The organism is Psychrobacillus sp. FSL H8-0487, from assembly GCF_038008385.1.
Taxonomy (GTDB): Bacteria; Bacillota; Bacilli; order Bacillales_A; family Planococcaceae; genus Psychrobacillus; species Psychrobacillus psychrotolerans.
Window position 1 is genome coordinate 2,131,434 of the sequence record NZ_JBBOZA010000001.1, and the last position, 20,237, is coordinate 2,151,670.

Below are 20,237 nucleotides of genomic sequence, written 5' to 3' on the forward strand. Positions count from 1 at the left end.
TTCTCCTGTATTTTGTTCGCAATAATACGTTGATATTAAATAAATAACCAAGTTCAATGAACTTGGTTATTTATGTACAATTTTTGTTTATATCATTCTATTTTATGATTTTTATAGTAAATCAAAAAGTCAGTCCACTGATCATTCTCTAGCGAAAACTCTTTTCTTTCACATTCAAAGATAAATCCAGCTTTTTCAGCGAGACGTATCGAGGGATAATTATCGATATTAATATGTAATTCAATTCGGTGAAAATTCAAAGTGGAAAAGAAAGCTTCAGTAGCGGCTAATACACTTTCCAAACCATACCCATTGTTCCAATACTGATTGTGAATGGAGTAACCCATCATGGCCCACTGGTAATCCATTCGTAAAATAGTTATAAGTTCAACTTTTCCAACGTTTACTCCATCTTCTTTACGGAATATCCCAAGAATGTACATTTCATCTTTTTTAGCTAATTCATTAAAGCCTTCAATCCATTCAACAAACCATTCTTCAGTAGAAGTAGGCATATTTAAAGGGCGACCATCATCATATGTATATTGTGAGGGCATTCTGTTGTCAAACTGCTCGTACCAATTACTATAATCCTCTTTTTGAAAAGGGCGTATAATGAACCTTTCCGTTTCTATAACTAACTGTGAAAACTCCATTTCTTCACCTACTCTTGTATTTCTACGTAATTCTTATTATCACTTTTCCTAGTGAAGAATCTTCAAGCAGTTCAACATTAAAATCATGTGTTAACTTGCGGATTATACTTATACAATCAGTCGTTATTATTTCTCTCTAACTTTCCATTCTTTCTAAATACTCGACTCCACATCCACCATAAAATTAATAAGCATATGATGTAAAGGATATATTGAACTATAGTTATTGGGTATCCTAGTATTTTATGTCTTACGATATCCAAACCTGCTAAAGCAAATATCCCCAAAATAATTAGTGATATGCCCTTTTGATGTTTTAGGGAAGTTCGCTTCATTAACCGGATTATCACATAATAAATGGGTAGCATTATAACAAGTGCAAGTAGAGCTACAGTTCTAGAAGTAAAAAGGTTAAACAGTAAACCAGAATGCGGGGATAGGAATACTACGAGATTTCCTTCAGGAAGTGTACCAAACGCCCCAACATACGTATTACCTTCTTTTTGTAATGGTAGATTCACATAGACACTAGCCCTTTTTGGAACTTTAACTTCTATGTCTAAGTTTTTAAATTCACTCCAATAGGACGCTGGATGAAGCAGGTAATCTAAGCGGTAAATAGGATGGAGATTGGCTCTCTCATCTATACCTAAATCTGCTTTGTATTCAATAGTTAACGTATGTCTGCTCTTTGCATTCAAAGTGATATTAAATGTTTTTGCTCCTAATTTACCGGATTCTCCTATTAGATCATACCCTCTAAAGGAATATGTTTGCCCTGTTCTTGGATCGATCCATTCCCTGTGTGGTTTATTCCCTATTAATTCTTCTGGGTAAAAAGGAGTATTACCGGTTATAGAGATATCCGTTCCATCTAAGTCTACACTCCATTCGCTTGACATACCTGGCTGAGGGAATGCTATAGGTACTAGAAGATCTTCTTCCGTTTTGTTTTCCATTTCATATATTACTCGAATATTTGCAAGCATCATTTGATAGGATGATACTTCTCCTTCTTGTTCAATTTCTATATATAATTTTTCACTCTCTATACTAATCACACTTTCCTCTAGTGGTAAGACATGTCCAGTAGGAGTGGTAGGCTCTTCAAAATAACTCGTGCCATTTGCAAAGATAGAGGTTGGTTTTATACAAATACTAGCTAATATGAGCAAGATTATTACTTGCTTTCTCATCTCCTTCCCTCCCTTAAACTTTATTTGACCTTTCCAGCTAAAGGCTTATCATTATACATCTTGGTATTATATGTAGATGGCAATCCCACCTGGCAGATGCAAATCATCAAGGTACTCTTTTGCCATTAAAAGCAGTTCATATGTATCGTTCCATTATTTCCTCAGTTCAAATACATTATTATGATGTGTTATCGGAACTATGACACCACAGCCCATTAATATATCTGGCTCGTTTTTCCACTGAAAAAATAGTTAGTTTCATTTCCAAATACATTATTCTGTTTTAACCTTTGTAAGGATTACAAAACGGACAATTTTCCGTTTTTACCTCCCACCAACTCTTCGATTATAGTTGGGATTTCCATTAGATTATCTACAACATACTCTGCTTGAACATCCACATCCTTCCATTGCATATCTTTCTTCCAAATACCCTTCATCCCTACATGTTTAGCCGCTCGCATATCATTATCTGGATGGTCACCGATAAATACGCATTCGTTTGGTTGGAGCCCAAGTTTGTCGGCAACCCGTAAAAATATTTGGGGATCTGGCTTTTTAACATCCTCCCATTCAGAAATTAAAATTGTTTGGAAATAATCTTCTATTCCTAAAGCCATTATATTGTCCATTTGAAACTGACCGAATCCATTCGTAATCATCCCTATTAACATCTTTCTCTCCTTCAATTTCTCTAGCATTAATAAAAGGTTATCAAAAGGTACACAGCAATACTTAAATTCACTCAAATAATCTTCCAGCAGTTCTTGCCAAGTAATTTTGGTAATTCCAAATTCCTCTGCTAATTGGCTATATACTTTGTCCTTCCAAACATATCCTCGACTGTCTAATTGTATAAGCCTTGCTGTGTACACATCTTTTGTAATAGGACCTATGAGGTGACTAAATCTATCGTATTGCTTATCTGCAAACAACTTTAATGACTCATCTCTATTGAGTAAAGTACCATCTAAATCGAACAGAACTGCTTTTATCATTTTATTCTCCTTTCACTTACTTTAAGTCTTTTGGATTACCTTCTACATCTCCTGGTTCAAATCCTTCTTTTATTTATTCATAAATAAAACATCATCCATGTATAAAGGATGATGCCGTTCGTAATTACTATTCCGATAGGGTGACGTCTACGATTTCGTCGATTGATAGTTCAAACGAGCGAAAAGGATCCTCTATTTCAATTGTTCGCTTTCTCAAATCAATCCATTGGATCGTACCGCGGTTATAGATAAACTCTCCCTCTTTCCACCGTTTTATTTTGATTTCGACGTTTCGTTGCATTGCGAGTGCGATTTGATCATGAATAACTTCATAGTCAAACTCATTTAAATCTGGGCGAGGCTCTTTTTTTATCTCTTCTCCATATTCTCGAAGCATCTTCACATGCTCTGGCAACATCATTGCTACCCACTTTTTCGACCCACGATCCTGCAATCGAGATATATCCAATTGGTTCCAATCTTCTTCAAAGTTAGCCATGTTATCACATCTCTCTTTTTTACTTATCATATCGAACGTTTGTTCTTATTTCAAGTGGGAATTAATGACCGCTGAAAAAATGATCTTCAAAAGTGTACATAACAATGATGGAGCGATTATGGAAGGTGATTGATCGATTATTGGTTTCTATTGATCGATTATCGGTATTCGTCGATCGATTATTTGATTCCATCAATCGATTATTAGACATCATCGATCGATTCTCACAGATTTCCTAATAAAAAGACACGCTCATAATGAACGTGTCTAATCTTTATAATCTACATCAATTCTTTTGCAAGTAACCGATAAACATTTAAACGTTTTTCTTGCGAATGCGGAATACTACAAATCATGACTTCATCGAAACCATAATTACCTTGTTCTTCCTGTAAAGTCTCTGCTACCTCTTTTGCAGAACCGACTAGATGAATTTTACGATTTTCTTGAATCATCATCCGATCCATTTCCGTCAGCGGATAATCTTGCGCTGCCTCCGGTGTCATTAATGAACGAATTTGCCCTTTCATAAGAGACAAACGTGCAATGTCCTGAGGTAATGCTTCAAATTCAGCCTCTTCCTTGGTTTCTGCAGCCGTTACAAGGTATGTAACATTAATCTCTGGCTTTTCCATTAAAGCAGACGGCGTGAAGTTATTACGATATGTGTCTAATATCGCTGGAGTCATACCACCTTGGAAAAATTGTGCAAACGAATAGCCAAGACCCATTCTTCCAGCCTGTACAGCACTATTACCAGTGGAGCCAAGTAACCAAGCTTCTGGTAATACGATTTTAGAAGGACTGGCAATCGTTCTGTTGTATAAGCTATCCTCTGGAACTTCATCATTGATCAGTTGCAGGGCAATTGCTAACTTTTCATACATATTGTTGACCAATGGAGGACGCCCTTCCGAAAGAGCATACATCGCATGATTATCTCCGCCTGGAGCTCTTCCTACACCGAAGTCAATACGACCTGGAGAAAGTGCACTTAAGGTTTTAAAAACCTCCGCTAACTTCAATGGTGAGTAGTGCATCATCATCACGCCACCTGTACCGATACGTAATTTTTTGGTTTTCGCAGCTAAGTGAGCCGCAATTACTTCCGGTGCAGAACTTGAAAATGCATCGGTTCCATGATGCTCGGCCATCCACATACGATGATAGCCTAGTTCATCTGCTAAAATAGCCAATTCTTCTGCTTTTTTTAATGCACCTGCTGCCGTATTGCCAAATGTGACTGGCGCTTGATCTAATACACTTAGTTTCATCTATATATCTCCCCTTCAACAAATGCTCGTTTAATACGTTTCTTTTCAAATGCTATCGAATTAAAATTAAAAAGTAAACGAAAGGGACTTGATAATAGAAATATTATTGAAGTAAATAGCTAACCTCCTTGGCACTTTAAAATTTCTACTTCTTTTAAATTCTATGAAGACATAAAATCTTAACAGTTCAATCTAAACGTGAGGAGATGATTTTTTGGTTAGCCTGTTGGAAAATATATTCCAAATATCGGCAATAATACTACTTCTATGTTCTCTCTATTACTATAGACATTTTAAAAAAACGAAAAGAGAAAGAAAGCTTACTTCCCTTGAATTTTCGATGTTTTTGTTAACAGAAGTAGCAATTTTTCTCTGTGCAGGTAGTTATCTACTTCTTCTCTTGGATAAAGGTTGGATTTAGCTATATAGGCTTAAGGGGAAAAATATGTTGGAAATATAAAAAACTAAGTGGAACTGGTTGTAAAGTCGTCACAATTAGCTCCTCTTTTTTCAGTAATCATATGGCATTTTCGTGTTACAAACCAAATGGAGATTTGTGTTAAAGTACAAATAAGTAAGACGTCAAAATGGTGAGTCGTTAAGTTAAGGACGAAACTTCTAGTCGCTGCACAACTAATATTTTGCTTTATTACATATGGAAGTACAGCCTTTTTTATTGAAATAAGTAATACAAGAATGGATGTGCTTTATGGAAGAAATAATATCACCATTTATTCAACCAAACTTGAGAAAACTTTTATCCTTCGCAACCTCGGAAAGGAATATCGATCGAGAATACGAATTATATATCCACTCACCAGTTAGAGTATTATATGGATATATCTTTGAAGATGAAGTCGTTGGTTGTATAGGAATAGAAATTTTAGATTTAAAGCGCTGTGAAATCAAACATATTGCAGTATTTCCCAACCATAGAGGAAAAGGTCTAGGAAGTAAAATGATTAGTTTTATTAAACATCCAGTACCTTTTGTTATTGCTGAAACCGATAAAGAAGCTGTAATTTTTTATGAAAATTACGGATTTAAAATAACGAGTTTGGGAGAAAAGTATCCAGGTGTGGAACGCTTCCAATGTATCCTGAAAAATAAGTAGACTATTATATTGAGCTAACATCATCGGTTTTATTTCTATCAGAATTAAAGCATTTCTTAATGAACTATAGTAAATAAAGTTGAGTTGCAAAGGGGTAGTATATGTCCAAGTATATTAGTATATTTTGCTTAACATTAGTCGCTAGTGTAATTTTATTTTTTCTATTTGCTGGAGTGTTTGATGGTGCTGATTATGCCGAAACAGCCATTTATACAATAGGAACAATAATCATTGTACTTCTATCATTTTTGATATCTCTTATGTACTATTTAATAAATTTATTGCAAAGGAAGATTTAGATCTACTTTTCAATAACGTTTTGCTTTAGTAAAAAGAGGAAATAATAAGATCGAAAGCAGTGCTAAAAAGCTAACGGGTTCGGATGATGGGGAGAAATTATTAAATAGCGTTCAAATTGGAGAAAAAATTCACATATGAGTTGGTGTCTCCTTTTTTGTTGTTACATCAATGCTCTAGCGGGGTTAACAAATGAAATAGCACATCAATTCACAAGCGAATTGAAACTAAATAAATTTATGTGATGTTCGCTAAAAATAGTGGAGTTTTTATGTTAATCTAAATAGAAATTGTGAGAGATTCCACTTAAACTAACGCCGCAAGTTAGCTAAATAAGGGTGTAACATAAATCACTAAAAATACATTTTGAAAGAGGGATATTTTGAACCACTACCAAATTGTAAAAGGAGTAATTAATGATTGGGACCCGATGAACTTTTTAAGTTTCTCATCTGAGGATGAATATGATCCAGAAATAAGTCGCATTGTATCGCGATTACCAACTGCATCTGTTGAAAAATTAGCTGTAGTGATACATGAGGTCTTTGATGAAATGTTTTCGAGGAGTAGAAGTAGAATACCTTCAATTAATAATTGTTATCCAAGTGCCTTAAAAATTTGGGACAAAATTTATAATAATAAATTTCCAAACTTAAAAAAACGATATTAATCAAAAGAATATATTATTAACTAACGGATGCTTTACTTCAAGAAGGAGTAAAGCCTTCTTGAAATGCAATTAGTTTTGACGTTAAGCATCCAATGGCATCTGAAGAAATTTCTCTACGTCTTGGAATTGCAGGAGTTTTATGGGCAGTTAGTATATTATTTTTACTAATTGGCATAATAAATTTTTCATCTATCAGGAAGAACACAGTAGAAACTTAATAAAGATGTAATCCTTCTTCAACTAACGAGGTGCTTTAGCTCACAAGTGGCTGCCTATAAGGGTAGCTTTTTCTTATTGAACTAACGGTGCAGTCTAGTTGTGTATTTATCAAAATATAAAGCGTGCAACAAAAATAAGCCACACAAATTTAGATGTAACTTTTATGTTAAAATTCTTTAGACCATGTTTCAGCATCATTATCATACATAATATTTACAGATGCATGTTCAATATTCAATTCATGCTGTAGAAAATCAATTAAAGATAGAAACATTTCTTCGTTTATTTCTTCTTTTTTGTTATATAAACTGACATTAAGTGAAGGTATGCCTCCTATATCATCCGTGGGTGTAAATGCTATACCTTGTGTTTCTCCGAATTTTTTATTTATATAACTTTTAACCTTCGGTGTTACCTCTTCAATGAATTCTGTTGCTTCTTGAATGGATATATCATCTTCTACTTTTTTGGTAAATCTGTTTTCATAAACCATGAATGACTTTTGTGTTTCTGTATTTAATATTACTGCAGCATAATCGAAATTACCGTAGTTCTCCCCAATATCATAGAGGACATATGAAATTTCGTATTCCATGTTTGGATATTTTGTTACTAGGTATTGTTCCGCTTGATCAATTATCTTTTCTTCTTCTTGTTCTTCGGGGATTAATGATTCCTTAAATTCACCGAAAGTCCAGAAACCTCCAACTACTAATCCAACTACTAGAAACAAAAATATTCCAGTAACTATCACAAAGGTTTTGGGCCAAGTTTTATTTCTTATATTCACCATTTTATCTCCTTATGAAGTAAAACGCTAATTGATTTATATTTTTCCAAAATTAGCATAAAAAAAATAAAAATGATTTGCCAATACAGTTATATATTTACTCACTATAGGTATATTTGTAATACGTTCAACAAACCGAAGAGTTTCATTTTTCGTGAGAGAGTTTTGTTTGTGAAATGTTACACTTACATTAACGGGTGCTTTAGTAATATGAGGATAGTAAATATACGTCAAAAAACGCTCAGATTTTTTTCTGAGCGTTTGTACTTGCCATTTATTCGTTAATAGCATTTTTCTCCCCATTAACTGAACCCATTACTAAAAAGCACTACCTTTTTTAACTATTTATTAATAAACCGATGTATTTTCTTTAGTGATATTTTCTAGAATTTCTTTCACACGTGCTAGGAAACGACCAGCAACTAAACCATCTAGTACACGGTGGTCTAATGAAAGACATAAGTTTACCATATCACGCGCAGCAATCATGCCACCATCCATAATAACTGGACGTTTTACGATAGATTCTACTTGTAAAATCGCTGCTTGTGGGAAGTTGATGATTCCCATTGACTGAACAGAACCGAATGATCCAGTATTGTTTACAGTGAATGTACCACCTTGCATTTCATCTGATTTTAACTTTCCTGAACGGACTTTTGCAGCAAGTTCGTTTACTTCACGACCAATACCTTTAATCGTTTTTTCGTCCGCATTTTTAATAACTGGAACGTATAGCGCGTCTTCTGTTGCTACTGCTATAGAAATATTGATGTCTTTTTTCTGAACGATTTTATCCCCAGCCCACATAGAATTCATCATTGGGAATTCTTTTAATGCTTGCGATACAGCTTTCACGAAGAAAGCAAAGTATGTAACATTAAATCCTTCTTTTTGTTTAAATTCATGCTTGATCGAGTCACGGTATTGAACCATGTTCGTAACGTCTACTTCAATCATTGTCCATGCATGAGGAGCTTCGTGTTTGCTACGTAGCATATTTGCCGCGATTGCTTTCCGAACACCTGTCACAGGAATTTCGATATCTCCCACTGCCACTGGAACATTAGGAACTGCTGTTTTCGGTGATGGAGCTGAAGTAGGTGCAGCTGCTGGTGATGGCGTAGAAACAGCTTGTTGCTCTACTTTTGCTACTGGAATTTCTCCACTTTCTACAATTTTCAGTAGATCCTTACGAGTGATTCGCCCTTCGTTACCTGTACCAGTAACTAAAGAAAGATCGATTCCATGTTCTTGTGAAATTTTCAGCACTGCAGGTGAGTAGCGTGCTTTGGCACCTTTTTCACGTTCTACAGGCGCAGCATGCTTTTGTACTTCCGCAGGTTTTACAGTTTCAGCAGTTGGCTCTTCAGGTGCAGCCTCTTTTACCTCTACTGTTTCTTCAGAAGCTCCACCTTCTGTTTCTATCGTACAAACGATTTCTCCGACAGCTAATGTGTCTCCTTCGTTTGCGATCAACTCTTTAATAATTCCTGTAAAAGAGGACGGTACTTCAGCTGTTACTTTATCTGTATTTACCTCAGCTAGTGCATCATATTTATTTACGTGATCGCCTGGTTTAACTAACCATTTCTCGATTGTTCCTTCTGTTACACTTTCGCCTAGTTGGGGCATTTTGATTTGTTCGATTGCCATTCGAGTTCCTCCTTATCAAATTCGCCTTGGCGTATTTGTGTCCAGATTTTTATCGAGCTTGCTCGATAGATTCCTTAAAAAAATCTGTGACATCCGCCGGAGGCAGTAACTTCATTCGGCAAAGTCTTTTCTTGCTTAATGAAGTTAGTATTCCGCTAGCTCACGCATCGCTTTTTCGACTTTATCTGGATTGATCATGAAGAATTTTTCCATTGTTGGTGCATAAGGCATAGCTGGAATATCAGGACCAGCAAGTCGCATAATCGGTGCATCTAGGTCGAATAAGCAGTTTTCTGCAATTATAGCCGCAACTTCCCCGATAATACTACCTTCTTTGTTATCTTCTGTTACTAGCAAAACTTTCCCTGTTTTAGAAGCGGCTTCTATAATTCCTTCTTTGTCTAAAGGATAAATAGTACGTAGATCTAAAACATGTGCAGAAATACCGTCTTTTTCTAAACGTTCGGCAGCTTGTAATGCAAAATGAACAGCAAGTCCATACGTTATAACCGTAATATCTTCCCCTTCACGCTTCACATCTGCTTTCCCAATTTCAATAGTGTAATCTTCTTCAGGAACTTCCCCTTTGATAAGGCGATACGCACGTTTATGCTCAAAGAACATGACAGGATCTTCATCGCGAATAGCTGCTTTTAACAAACCTTTAGCATCGTATGGAGTAGATGGAATAACAATTTTCAAGCCTGGTTGGTTAGCAAAAATTGCTTCTACCGATTGAGAATGATAAAGTGCTCCGTGAATTCCCCCACCAAATGGTGCACGGAAAACGATTGGACAAGTCCAGTCATTGTTAGAACGGTAACGAATACGTGACGCTTCGGAAATAATTTGGTTAACAGCAGGCATGATAAAGTCAGCGAACTGCATTTCTGCAATTGGACGTAGTCCGTACATTGCCGCTCCTATACCAACTCCAGCTATCGCAGATTCTGCAAGAGGCGTATCTAATACTCGGTATTCTCCAAACTCATCATAGAGACCGTTTGTCGCTTTGAATACTCCACCCTTACGACCAACGTCTTCCCCTAGAACGAAAACGCGTTCATCACGAGTCATCTCTTCTTTCATTGCAAGTGTGATTGCATCAATATAAGACATGATTGCCATTATGCGTTCCCCCCGTCTTTTTCAGCGTACACATGTAATAGCGCACTTTCTGGTGAAGCATATGGAGCACTTTCTGCGTAATCCGTTGCTTCATTTACTTCTTTCATAATGCGATCATTAATCTCTTTTTCTAATTCTGTTGGTAATATATCTAAATCACGCAAATATTTTGCGAATGTAATAAGTGGATCCAACGCTTTACCTTCTGCAATGTCTTCTGCAGTACGATATTGTCTGTCATCGTCATCTGAAGAGTGAGCTGTTAAGCGATAAGTTACTGCTTCTATTAAGCTCGGACCACCGCCATTACGCGCACGATCTGCAGCTTCCTTCACCACTCGGTAAACTTCGATTGGATCTTTGCCGTCGACCGTCACACCAGGCATTCCATAACTAGATGCTCGCTCTGCAACCGTTTTACTCGCAACTTGACGCTCAAATGGTACAGAAATAGCATAGTTATTGTTTTCAACCATTGTAATACATGGTAATTGATGAACTCCTGCAAAATTTAGACCTTCATGGAAATCCCCTTGGTTAGAAGAACCTTCTCCTAGTGTTACAAATGTAATGAAGTCTTTTTTCTCAATTTTCGCAGCTAATGCGACTCCCACAGCATGTGGTAATTGAGTAGTAACAGGTGAAGAACCAGTTAGAATTCTATTTTTCTTTTGACCAAAATGTCCTGGCATTTGACGACCACCCGAATTTGGATCTTCCGCTTTTGCAAAAGCGGAAAGCATTAGATCTTGGGCAGTCATTCCAAAGTGTAAAACAACTCCCATATCACGGTAGTAAGGTGCAATATAATCCTTTGTGTTATCTAGCGCAAAAGCAGCTCCTACTTGCGCTGCCTCTTGACCTTGACAAGAAATTACAAAAGGAATTTTTCCAGCACGGTTTAATAACCACATACGCTCATCAATACGGCGTGCCATTAGCATCGTTTCAAACATTGTTAACACATCTTCATTTGTTAAACCTAATTCAGCATGACGATTTGTCATTAGTTCTCCCCCTTTATTAATAGAAAAGCAGTTTTGTATTTACTTTAATCCTTGCATAATCTAATATTGGACATCTTAAGCACCTTAGGATAGCTAGGCTAGCATAGGACTTACACACTTTTCTAGTTGGCTAGCACTAGAAGCAGTAGCTCGATCGCTTCAGACTTGTAGAAAAGGCAAAAGACGCCTTTTGCTTCGAGTCTTCCAGCGCTTTTCTAGTTATGAATGGCTTTTCCGTCTACTGCTAGTGCTGCTTCTCCCATTACCTCACTTAGAGTTGGGTGTGGGTGAATGGTGTGGGCAATTTCCCATGGTGTTGCGTCAAGAACCATTGCTAAGCCAGCTTCTGAAATAAGGTCAGTAACGTGTGGACCGATCATATGAACGCCTAGAATGTCATTTGTCGCTTTGTCTGCAACGATTTTAACAAATCCATCTGATTCGCCGTATACTAGTGCTTTTCCAATCGCTTTAAATGAGAATTTACCAACCTTCACATCAAATCCTTGTTCCTTAGCTTGTTGTTCCGTAATACCTACGCTGGAAGCTTCCGGATTTGAATAGATACAACGTGAAACTAATGCATAGTCAATTGGAGTGATCTCTTTACCAGCAATATGTTCCATCGCCGTAATTCCTTCATGACTAGCTACATGTGCCAGTTGAAGTCCACCAATTACATCCCCAATTGCATATATATGAGATTCTTTTGTTTGGAATGTTTCTGATACTTGGATAAATCCTTTTTCTACAACGATATCTGTATTTTCAATGCCAATACCTTCTACATTAGCTTGTCTGCCAACAGAAACTAACATTTTTTGTGCTACAAAGGTTTTTGTTTCACCGTTTATTTCAGCAGAAATTTGCACTTCTTTTTCTTTTGTTTCTAATGTTTCTGGAAGTACTTTTGCGGACGTTACAAATGTTATCCCTTTTTTAGCAAGCAGCTTTTGCATTTCTTTCGAGACATCTTTATCCTCTGTCGGTATGATACGATCTGCATATTCAACGACTGTGACCTCTACCCCAAAATCATTAAGCATCGATGCCCATTCAATTCCAATTACGCCGCCACCTACTATTAGTATAGATTTCGGTAACTCTGTCATAGCAAGTGCTTCATCAGAACTCATCACAAATTCTCCGTCAATCGTTAATCCCGGTAAAGTTCGTGGTCTAGAGCCAGTAGCAATAACTACATTTTTAGGTATAAGCATTTCATTTTCGTCGCCACTGTTCATCTCTACCGATATAGTTCCACCTGGTGAAGGGGAGAAGATTGATGGCCCTAACATTCTTCCAGTACCTTCGTAGACATCTATTTTTCCTTTTTTCATCAAGCCTTGTACGCCTTGATGTAATTGGTTGACGATAGACTCCTTACGCGCCTGTACTCTACTAAAGTCGAGTGTGACCTCTCCCGTATTTACACCAAAATCTGCTGCATGATTTTTAGTAGTTGCATACACTTCGGCACTACGAAGTAATGCTTTACTCGGAATACACCCTTTATGTAAGCAAGTACCACCTAAATTTCCTTTTTCAATGATTGCTGTTGTTAATCCAAGTTGAGCTGAACGTATAGCAGCAACATATCCGCCCGTACCGCCACCGATAATTACTACATCATAATCTTTTGCCAACTGACCCATCTCCTTAAATTTTCATCTAAGAAGGCCGCTTACTTTAAAAGAAAGACGGCCTACTTTAGTTCATTAGATGAAATTAGTTGTTTTCTTAACGTCCGTTTAAGATATGTTTGCCATTTTGAAGGAATTGGCTACGTGATTTACTTACACGTGCAATTCTTTCTTCTGCTAAACGGTCAGCAGCGACATATGATGGAACACCATCGCGTTTGGAAATTTCAAAAATACGCTCAATTTTATCGTATATAGTAGCAACACGTTTCATCGCACGATCTGCGTTGTATCCATTTAATTCATCTGCTACATTAATAACGCCACCTGAGTTAATAACATAATCTGGTGCATAAACAATGCCCATTTCATGGATTAGATCTCCGTGTGTAGTATCACGTAACTGGTTGTTTGCTGAACCAGCAATTACTTTTGCTTTTAGTTGTGGGATTGTATTGTCATTAATAATTGCACCTAAAGCACATGGAGCAAAGATATCTGCTTCTACTGAGTAAATATCGTTTACATCTACTTGAACTGCACCGAACGCATTTACTGCACGGTCAACTGAAGTTTGGTTAATATCTGCAACGATTAGTTTCGCGCCTTCTTTGTGTAGGTATTCGCAAAGAGTATATGCAACGTTTCCTACACCTTGTACTGCAATCGTTTTACCTTCTAAAGAATCTGAACCAAATGCTTCTTTAGCCGCAGCCTTCATCCCTACATAAACTCCGTAAGCTGTTACTGGTGAAGGGTTACCCGATGAACCGAATGCTTCTGAAATACCTGTTACATAATTCGTTTCTTCATGGATTAAGTCCATATCTGCTACAGTTGTTCCAACATCTTCTGCTGTAATATAACGACCATTTAACCCTTGGATGAAGCGACCGAAAGCACGGAACATTTCTTCATTTTTGTCTTTTAATGGATCTCCGATTATTACGGTTTTACCGCCACCAAGATTTAAACCAGCAGCTGCATTTTTATAAGTCATCCCTTTTGCAAGACGCAATGCATCCTCAATAGCTTCTTCTTCCGTAGCATAGTTCCACATACGTGTCCCACCAAGTGCCGGCCCTAAAGTAGTATCGTGAATGGCAATAATTGCTTTTAACCCTGAAGTTTTGTCTTGGCAAAATACCAATTGTTCGTAATCGTAAGTTTCCATATATTTAAAGATTTCCATGTGTAGTTCCTCCTAGTAGTTAAATGGGTCTAACTTATATATTCAATACCCCTATTGTTTGAAGTGATCCCATTTATGCTAAATGATATTTTTCTAACTTGTAATATAATGTGCGGAGTGAAATATTAAGTTGTTTGGCAGTTTGTGACTTGTTTCCTCCACAAACTTTTAATGTTTGTGCCAATACTTTCTTTTCCATTTCATCCATTTGCTCCGCTAGCGTACCTAGTGAAGTCTCTCCCTTGTCCTCATTCGGTAAGACTAGCATTGATTTTGGTAAGTGATACTCTTCCACTATTCGATCGTTCGGCTGTAAAAAGATCATCGAACGACTTATAACATTTTCTAGCTCTCGTACATTCCCCGGCCAATCATATAATAGTAAACTTTCCATTGCTTCTTCTGAAAAGCCTTCTATATTGCGACCAAATTCTTGATTTAAACGGACAAGTAAATGTTCCGCGATTGCCGGAATATCCTGCTTACGATTGCGCAAGGAAGGAATATGAATGGGCATTCGATTCAATTGATAATAGAAATCTTCTCTAAAAGTACCTTCTAGCATGGCTTTTTCGAGATTCAAACTACTAGATGCTATAATTCGCACATCCACTGGTATCGATGTCGCCCCGTCCACTCGAATGATTGCATTTTCTCTAAGAACACGGAGCAGTTTGGCTTGTGTCTTTTTCGTAAGTTCCCCAACTTCATCCAAGAAAATGGTTCCATTTGTTGCTTGTTCAAAAAAACCATGTTGTATATATCCATCTTTTTCCGAACCAAATAGCTCAGTTTCTAACAAATACTCTTCCAAAGAGCTGCAATTAACACGAAGGAACGGATGATTTGCACGTTCACTTTCACTGTGTATCGAAAGGGCAAATAAATCTTTCCCGGACCCGACCTCTCCCCTTAAGAGAACGGTTATCGGAACATTTGCCGCTAGCTTAGCCTGCTCAATTGTAAAGTTTATCTCGTTGGATGTACCGACGATATCTTCAAAACTATAAGTTGCGCCTAACGTTCTGATGAGTGTCCGTGCATGGTCTAGTTCTTTCATTAAGCCACGCATTTCCGTCATATCGTGAATAACACCTACACTACCTTTTAGTTGTTGGTTAACAATAATAGGTGCGACATTGACGATTACATCTTTTTTCTGTTTTCCTACTCGTAGATTTACACCACGGATAGGTTTACGAGTTTGTAGCACTTTCAAGTGGATACTTTCCCCTTCAGAAATATCTGCCGTTGCGGGTTGACCAATTACTTCAGCTTCACTAAAGCCAGTTATTCTAGTATAGGCTGGGTTAATAAGAATCCCTTTACCTTCCTCATCCACAACAGAAATAGCGTCGTCACTTGAATAAATAATCGCTTCTAGCATTTTTTGAATTTCTGTTAAGTTAGTAATCTCTTCAGCTAGTCGAACTACTTCCGAAATATCCTTAAAAACTGCAATTGCACCAACCTGTTTTCCCGCTTCATCTATCATCGGATAACGCGAGGTAACAATTTTGGTACCGCTTTCAAGAATAAGTTCTTTGTTTAGCTCAACCCTACCTGAATCGAACACTCTTGGTAATTCACTTAATGAGATTACCTCATGCACATGTTTTCCAATGGCATTACCGACTGATATATGCGTCATTTTTTCAGCACTTTTGTTGAATAAATTCACGATACCTTGATCATCAATACCAATCATACCTTCTTCAATTGAATTGAAGATTAACTCTTGCATCATCTTTTTTTGATCAATAATGTTTATATATTTATTTTTTTCTTCTAAAAGTGAAACAATTAAGTTGGCGATTTCGCCTGGTATTAATACCGCAGTGGCAGGTCTATTTGCAAGAAGCTCATGAAATACCTCTTTGTTTCCAGTGACATCAATGATGATCTGAATATCTCCATTTAGGAGAGGTTTCCAATCTGTATATGTAGGAATATTATTCTCTTTTGCAAGTTTTAACCCGGGAGCATTTTCATCAATGTCTACAATAGCTTTTACTTGAAGGTACTCAGCTTGTTGTATTAATTTCAAAAGTGCATATCCTCCATTACCAGCGCCTACTATTATTATGTTTTGCAAGAATATGCACACCCCCATTAATCATCTGCAACTTATTGCACTTCTCATTTATCATAACGCAAGTTTCTTTCGTTGACAATCATATTGTTGATAGTAAAATTAAATTAGTAGGAACAGGAGTGAAAAAAATGGCTCGTTTAGCGGCTTTAATCGTGTTATTAATTCCTGGAATTTTAGCAGCATTTGGGATTAAATTAATGAGAGATACGTTTTTCGGATTGCAAATCCTCCCTATTGGTGGCTTGGCCATTCAATTTATAAGCGGATTAATATTTACAGTTCTTGGATTAGGCTTCTTTGCAGGCTTCCTATTGAACCGTGATCGTAAAAATGGGAAAGTAGCTCCACGATTTCAAAAGAAAAAGACGTAGACTATAATAGTCAGCGTCTTTTTTGTTGTTGCAACACTTTTTCAGGATAATCAGTAATCCATCCAATGACAGACTCATGGGGATGTTGAATATACTTCTCATTCCCCTTAATGTTATAAAAGCGCATCGGATAACCAGCATCCCACACTCTTCTCATCAAATCAGTATCATAAAATTTTTTATTGAAGTGAATAGCATCTATTTCTTTAATGGACAACACATAATCCCAATCAGAATTTTTTTTACCTATAAAAGCTGTTTGGACATCACTTTTCATCGCATGTATGGTTTGTAGTACACTAAATTCAAAAGAAGAAAAGTGAACATCTGCAATAGGTGATGCCATTTCTACAACTTCTCTAATCTTTTCATTTTTCCCTAGAAAGGATTCTTTCAATTCAACATTTAACTTAATTCCTAAGGGTGTCACAAAACGAATGAATTCATCAAATGTCACAACTCGGGAATAGAGAAATTTACGGTAAAACACTCGACCAAGCTTTAGTTGCAAAATTTCTTCTGCTAACATATCCGTAATTCTTCGCTTGTTGCCGGCAAGTCGAAAAAAGTCAATATCATGAGTGACAAAGGGTACGCCATCTGCTGAAAGCTGTAAATCTAGTTCAATCCCATCTACCTCTAGTTTCACAGCTCTTTTAAAAGCTTTCATAGAATTTTCTACTGTTTTGACTGCAGCTCCACGGTGAGCATACACAGGTATATTAGACATTTAACTCCCCATTTTCCAATTTGAATTTCCCTTTAGTTTGCTTCGTTAAATAGGAAGACTTGTTTCCAATTTGAATAACAGTTCCAGGATTTGCTTCTCTTTTAATATCGATGAAATAATCCGATGTTTGTCTTAACATCTTCAAGATCCGCTGTATCTCTTCATCTAACTCTTTTACTTTACGCTTGGTTTCATTGTATTTTTGCTTAGTTTGCTCGTATAAGGCTACTTGTTGAACAGACATAGAGCTTTTAAATTGGTTCAATTGACTTAAACTAAAGTTGAGCTTTGTTGTCTCTTCCTGTAGCTTCATCATTTCTTGTGCTTTAGTTTTAGCATTTTCCGTTAAAATTTTACGGTCAATTCCCTGTACAATCAACTCTGTTTTTCTTTCTGAGTTGTTACCAGAATATGCAGTACTAATTGAATTGATAGCAATCGCTTTACCACCAATAATTTTCCCTTTACGTTCATCTACAACAAGTTTATCACAAAAAATTGTAGCTCCTAGAGAATAAGATCCAATTTGTATAGTATCTTTTGCCTCTAATGTACATTCATTTGCATGCTTAACAAAAATATTTTGATGGGCTTCGATCGTTGTAATCCCTTTACCGAAAATCCCACCTTTAATGAACACATCTCCCTCAGTCGATTTTATCAGTTCAGCTGCATGTACACCTTCATTGGAATCAATGGAGATATCCCCTGAAGCTATTATGGAATAACCAGCCATTACCGTTCCTCTAACTTGGATAGATCCATCAAATTTTAAATTTCCTGTTTCCAATCCAACATCGCCATCTATAACTAGATGCTTTTGTACCGTAAGCACTCCGTTAAGTTCTCCTATTACACCTTTTGTTTTAGAACGAAGGACTGTCTTCCCTTCTTCTTCTACTTCATAAGCTGATTTAGTATCATATTTCAACAGCGAATCATCACCCATTATAGGAGGAACTATTTCTCCGAAAATATTCTTACCTGGCACACCTTGCTGAGCAGGGATTTTTTCGCCAAGCCAAGATCCTTCACTAATCTCTACGAGGAAGTTCATATCAAAGTAATCTGCTTTCCCGTCATCATTGATCACTGGTGTTTTTTCCGCTTGTTGTAAATAAGTAATTTTGGCATTGGCACCTTTTTCAGGTGGAAGTCCCTCTGCAATTATGTAGGATTTACCTGTTTTAATCGACATTAAATCTAAAGACCGTTGTCCGAATATAATGCGATTGTCTTGTAGAAGCTTATGTATATTTATTTGAAGATTTTCTAGATTATCTTGTATAAATTTTGGAGATTCATATATAGTGAGAAACGCTTGCATTTTATCACTGCTTATTTCTAATTCCATACTATCTATCCAAGCACCCAACTCTATTGGCTCATGAGAACCGCTTTCTACTGCTTTTTTTACAGCCATAAAATCTAATATTTTAAGTCTTGGATGATTTCTAGTTAATTCATCCACCTTTTTTAAATTATAGCGTTCCTTTTTTATAGTCATAAATACTCGTCCATTATCTGTAGAAAGTATTATTTCATCATTTTCTATAATTATCATAACTCGCAACACTTCCTCTCAATATTATTATACTCAGTATCGAAAGAGGTGGAATAAATATTTTGATTAAACTAAATATATCGCTATTAATACCTAACAGCTTTTGCTAAAAAAATTGGAACTATAAACTGATACAGATAAATAGTCACACTAATTTCTCGTATAAAGGGTATAAAGTCTTTAACAGTAGATATTTCTTCAACGTAAAAAGTACTTGTACCCACAGTAGGTTTGGACTTCAAAATTTAAAATATTAAAAAGCCAGCGAATAAAGAATCCGTTGGCTTTAGAAGGAGTATTTTTGAAGTTAAAAATTAAGCATCCAAAACAGTAAAATTTAACTAGCCATATTCTCCATACGAATCTTATCTGCAATCATCGCGATGAACTCGGAATTAGTAGGTTTGGATTTTAGGTGGTGGACGGTGTATCCAAATAATTTAGAAATAGTTTCATAGTTTCCACGGTTCCACGCAACCTCGATTGCATGTCTAATTGCTCGTTCTACACGGGATGGTGTCGTTTGAAACTTTTTAGCTATTTCTGGATATAAGACTTTCGTGATGGAACCTAATAATTCGATATCACTGTAGACCATTTGTATAGCCTCACGCAGATAGGAATATCCTTTAATATGCGCAGGTACGCCAATTTCTTTAATAACATTGGTAATGATATTGTCAATCATTCGCTTATTTTGTAGAGCTTCTTTTTCAGGGCTATTTTTAACAGGTGATTCTTGAACAAAGCCTTTTTTGCCTGCTACTTGTTTAATCTGTGTTACTAAGCGTTCGAACTCAAATGGCTTAAGCATAAAATAAGATGCACCCAGGTCAACTGCTTGTTTCATAACATCCTCTTGCCCAAAAGCTGTAAGCATAATTACATGGATATCTTTAAGTTTATTGTCTCTTTGTAGATTATCTAAAACGGCGATTCCGTCTAAATGAGGCATAATAATGTCGAGTAATAACACATCTGGTTGAGTAGACTCCAAAAGCTCTAAACAAAGTTTCCCATTCACAGCTGTCCCAATAATTTCAATTTCCGGATGTTGATCGAAATAAGATTCCATCGTACGAATTAAGTCTTTGTTGTCATCCACAATTGCAATTTTTATCTTTTCCATTTTCTCATC

The 20,237-nt window shown here is 36.5% G+C and carries 21 protein-coding genes; 5 read left to right on the plus strand and 16 right to left on the minus strand.

Features of this window, described 5'->3' with window-relative positions; all coding sequences use genetic code 11:
• Nucleotides 1-92: 92 nt before the first annotated feature.
• From MHI47_RS10860 to MHI47_RS10875, 4 genes are all read right to left on the minus strand, one after another.
• Nucleotides 93-656 carry a GNAT family N-acetyltransferase gene (locus tag MHI47_RS10860; RefSeq protein ID WP_340830820.1) on the minus strand — a complete coding sequence of 188 codons (564 nt, stop codon included), beginning with the start codon at nucleotides 654-656 and terminating at the stop codon, nucleotides 93-95.
• 116 nt (nucleotides 657-772) lie between these two features.
• Complete coding sequence (locus tag MHI47_RS10865; protein ID WP_340830821.1) at nucleotides 773-1,852, minus strand: hypothetical protein; 1,080 nt, start codon at nucleotides 1,850-1,852, stop codon at nucleotides 773-775.
• Nucleotides 1,853-2,151: 299 nt separating this feature from the next.
• The gene (locus tag MHI47_RS10870) at nucleotides 2,152-2,850 is read right to left on the minus strand and encodes an HAD family hydrolase (protein WP_340830822.1); all 699 of its coding nucleotides are present in this window, start codon (nucleotides 2,848-2,850) and stop codon (nucleotides 2,152-2,154) included.
• A gap of 127 nt (nucleotides 2,851-2,977) precedes the next feature.
• Nucleotides 2,978-3,349 (minus strand): YolD-like family protein, encoded by a 372-nt coding sequence (locus tag MHI47_RS10875; RefSeq protein ID WP_340830823.1) that lies wholly within the window; start codon nucleotides 3,347-3,349, stop codon nucleotides 2,978-2,980.
• 104 nt (nucleotides 3,350-3,453) lie between these two features.
• On the opposite strand from MHI47_RS10875, the gene MHI47_RS10880 reads away from it, so the two are divergent.
• Complete coding sequence (locus MHI47_RS10880) at nucleotides 3,454-3,588, plus strand: hypothetical protein (protein WP_340830824.1); 135 nt, start codon at nucleotides 3,454-3,456, stop codon at nucleotides 3,586-3,588.
• 42 nt (nucleotides 3,589-3,630) lie between these two features.
• Here the strand turns inward: MHI47_RS10880 and MHI47_RS10885 are convergent, their stop codons facing one another.
• Nucleotides 3,631-4,623 carry an LLM class flavin-dependent oxidoreductase gene (locus MHI47_RS10885; RefSeq protein WP_340830825.1) on the minus strand — a complete coding sequence of 331 codons (993 nt, stop codon included), beginning with the start codon at nucleotides 4,621-4,623 and terminating at the stop codon, nucleotides 3,631-3,633.
• 709 nt (nucleotides 4,624-5,332) lie between these two features.
• Between MHI47_RS10885 and MHI47_RS10895 the strand changes: the two genes are divergently transcribed.
• The 3 genes from MHI47_RS10895 (at nucleotide 5,333) to MHI47_RS10905 (ending at nucleotide 6,704) form a co-directional block, all read left to right on the plus strand.
• A complete protein-coding gene (locus MHI47_RS10895) occupies nucleotides 5,333-5,737 on the plus strand; it encodes a GNAT family N-acetyltransferase (protein WP_340830826.1) in 405 nt (134 codons plus the stop codon).
• A gap of 101 nt (nucleotides 5,738-5,838) precedes the next feature.
• Nucleotides 5,839-6,036: a hypothetical protein gene (locus MHI47_RS10900; RefSeq protein ID WP_340830827.1), complete on the plus strand. Its 198-nt coding sequence runs from the start codon at nucleotides 5,839-5,841 to the stop codon at nucleotides 6,034-6,036.
• 380 nt (nucleotides 6,037-6,416) lie between these two features.
• On the plus strand, nucleotides 6,417-6,704 hold the full coding sequence (locus MHI47_RS10905; RefSeq protein WP_340762535.1) for a hypothetical protein: 288 nt from the start codon (nucleotides 6,417-6,419) through the stop codon (nucleotides 6,702-6,704).
• A gap of 37 nt (nucleotides 6,705-6,741) precedes the next feature.
• Here MHI47_RS10905 and MHI47_RS10910 read toward each other — a convergent pair whose 3' ends face one another.
• From MHI47_RS10910 to MHI47_RS10945, 8 genes are all read right to left on the minus strand, one after another.
• Nucleotides 6,742-6,879, minus strand: coding sequence for a hypothetical protein (locus MHI47_RS10910; RefSeq protein WP_340830828.1), 138 nt, complete (start codon nucleotides 6,877-6,879; stop codon nucleotides 6,742-6,744).
• A gap of 210 nt (nucleotides 6,880-7,089) precedes the next feature.
• Nucleotides 7,090-7,713: a hypothetical protein gene (locus MHI47_RS10915; RefSeq protein ID WP_340830830.1), complete on the minus strand. Its 624-nt coding sequence runs from the start codon at nucleotides 7,711-7,713 to the stop codon at nucleotides 7,090-7,092.
• Nucleotides 7,714-8,061: 348 nt separating this feature from the next.
• Nucleotides 8,062-9,369, minus strand: coding sequence for a dihydrolipoamide acetyltransferase family protein (locus MHI47_RS10920; RefSeq protein ID WP_093538447.1), 1,308 nt, complete (start codon nucleotides 9,367-9,369; stop codon nucleotides 8,062-8,064).
• 144 nt (nucleotides 9,370-9,513) lie between these two features.
• Complete coding sequence (locus MHI47_RS10925; protein ID WP_093060707.1) at nucleotides 9,514-10,497, minus strand: alpha-ketoacid dehydrogenase subunit beta; 984 nt, start codon at nucleotides 10,495-10,497, stop codon at nucleotides 9,514-9,516.
• Complete coding sequence (locus tag MHI47_RS10930) at nucleotides 10,497-11,504, minus strand: thiamine pyrophosphate-dependent dehydrogenase E1 component subunit alpha (RefSeq protein WP_093538445.1); 1,008 nt, start codon at nucleotides 11,502-11,504, stop codon at nucleotides 10,497-10,499. The genes MHI47_RS10925 and MHI47_RS10930 overlap by 1 nt, the downstream gene beginning before the upstream one ends.
• Nucleotides 11,505-11,719: 215 nt before the next feature.
• Complete coding sequence (gene lpdA / locus MHI47_RS10935) at nucleotides 11,720-13,150, minus strand: dihydrolipoyl dehydrogenase (protein ID WP_093538444.1); 1,431 nt, start codon at nucleotides 13,148-13,150, stop codon at nucleotides 11,720-11,722.
• A gap of 94 nt (nucleotides 13,151-13,244) precedes the next feature.
• On the minus strand, nucleotides 13,245-14,339 hold the full coding sequence (gene bcd / locus MHI47_RS10940; RefSeq protein WP_093538443.1) for a branched-chain amino acid dehydrogenase: 1,095 nt from the start codon (nucleotides 14,337-14,339) through the stop codon (nucleotides 13,245-13,247).
• A gap of 73 nt (nucleotides 14,340-14,412) precedes the next feature.
• Complete coding sequence (locus MHI47_RS10945) at nucleotides 14,413-16,434, minus strand: sigma 54-interacting transcriptional regulator (RefSeq protein ID WP_340762540.1); 2,022 nt, start codon at nucleotides 16,432-16,434, stop codon at nucleotides 14,413-14,415.
• Nucleotides 16,435-16,562: 128 nt separating this feature from the next.
• On the opposite strand from MHI47_RS10945, the gene MHI47_RS10950 reads away from it, so the two are divergent.
• Nucleotides 16,563-16,805, plus strand: a complete 243-nt coding sequence (locus tag MHI47_RS10950) for a DUF2627 domain-containing protein (RefSeq protein ID WP_093538441.1) — start codon at nucleotides 16,563-16,565, stop codon at nucleotides 16,803-16,805.
• Between the two features lie 10 nt (nucleotides 16,806-16,815).
• Here the strand turns inward: MHI47_RS10950 and MHI47_RS10955 are convergent, their stop codons facing one another.
• From MHI47_RS10955 to spo0A, 3 genes are all read right to left on the minus strand, one after another.
• Nucleotides 16,816-17,535, minus strand: a complete 720-nt coding sequence (locus MHI47_RS10955) for a glycerophosphodiester phosphodiesterase (RefSeq protein ID WP_340830832.1) — start codon at nucleotides 17,533-17,535, stop codon at nucleotides 16,816-16,818.
• Nucleotides 17,528-19,099 carry a DUF342 domain-containing protein gene (locus MHI47_RS10960; RefSeq protein ID WP_340830834.1) on the minus strand — a complete coding sequence of 524 codons (1,572 nt, stop codon included), beginning with the start codon at nucleotides 19,097-19,099 and terminating at the stop codon, nucleotides 17,528-17,530. Before MHI47_RS10960 ends, MHI47_RS10955 begins: the two co-directional genes overlap by 8 nt.
• Before the next feature lie 337 nt (nucleotides 19,100-19,436).
• The gene (spo0A, locus tag MHI47_RS10965; protein ID WP_093538438.1) at nucleotides 19,437-20,228 is read right to left on the minus strand and encodes a sporulation transcription factor Spo0A; all 792 of its coding nucleotides are present in this window, start codon (nucleotides 20,226-20,228) and stop codon (nucleotides 19,437-19,439) included.
• Nucleotides 20,229-20,237: the final 9 nt, after the last annotated feature.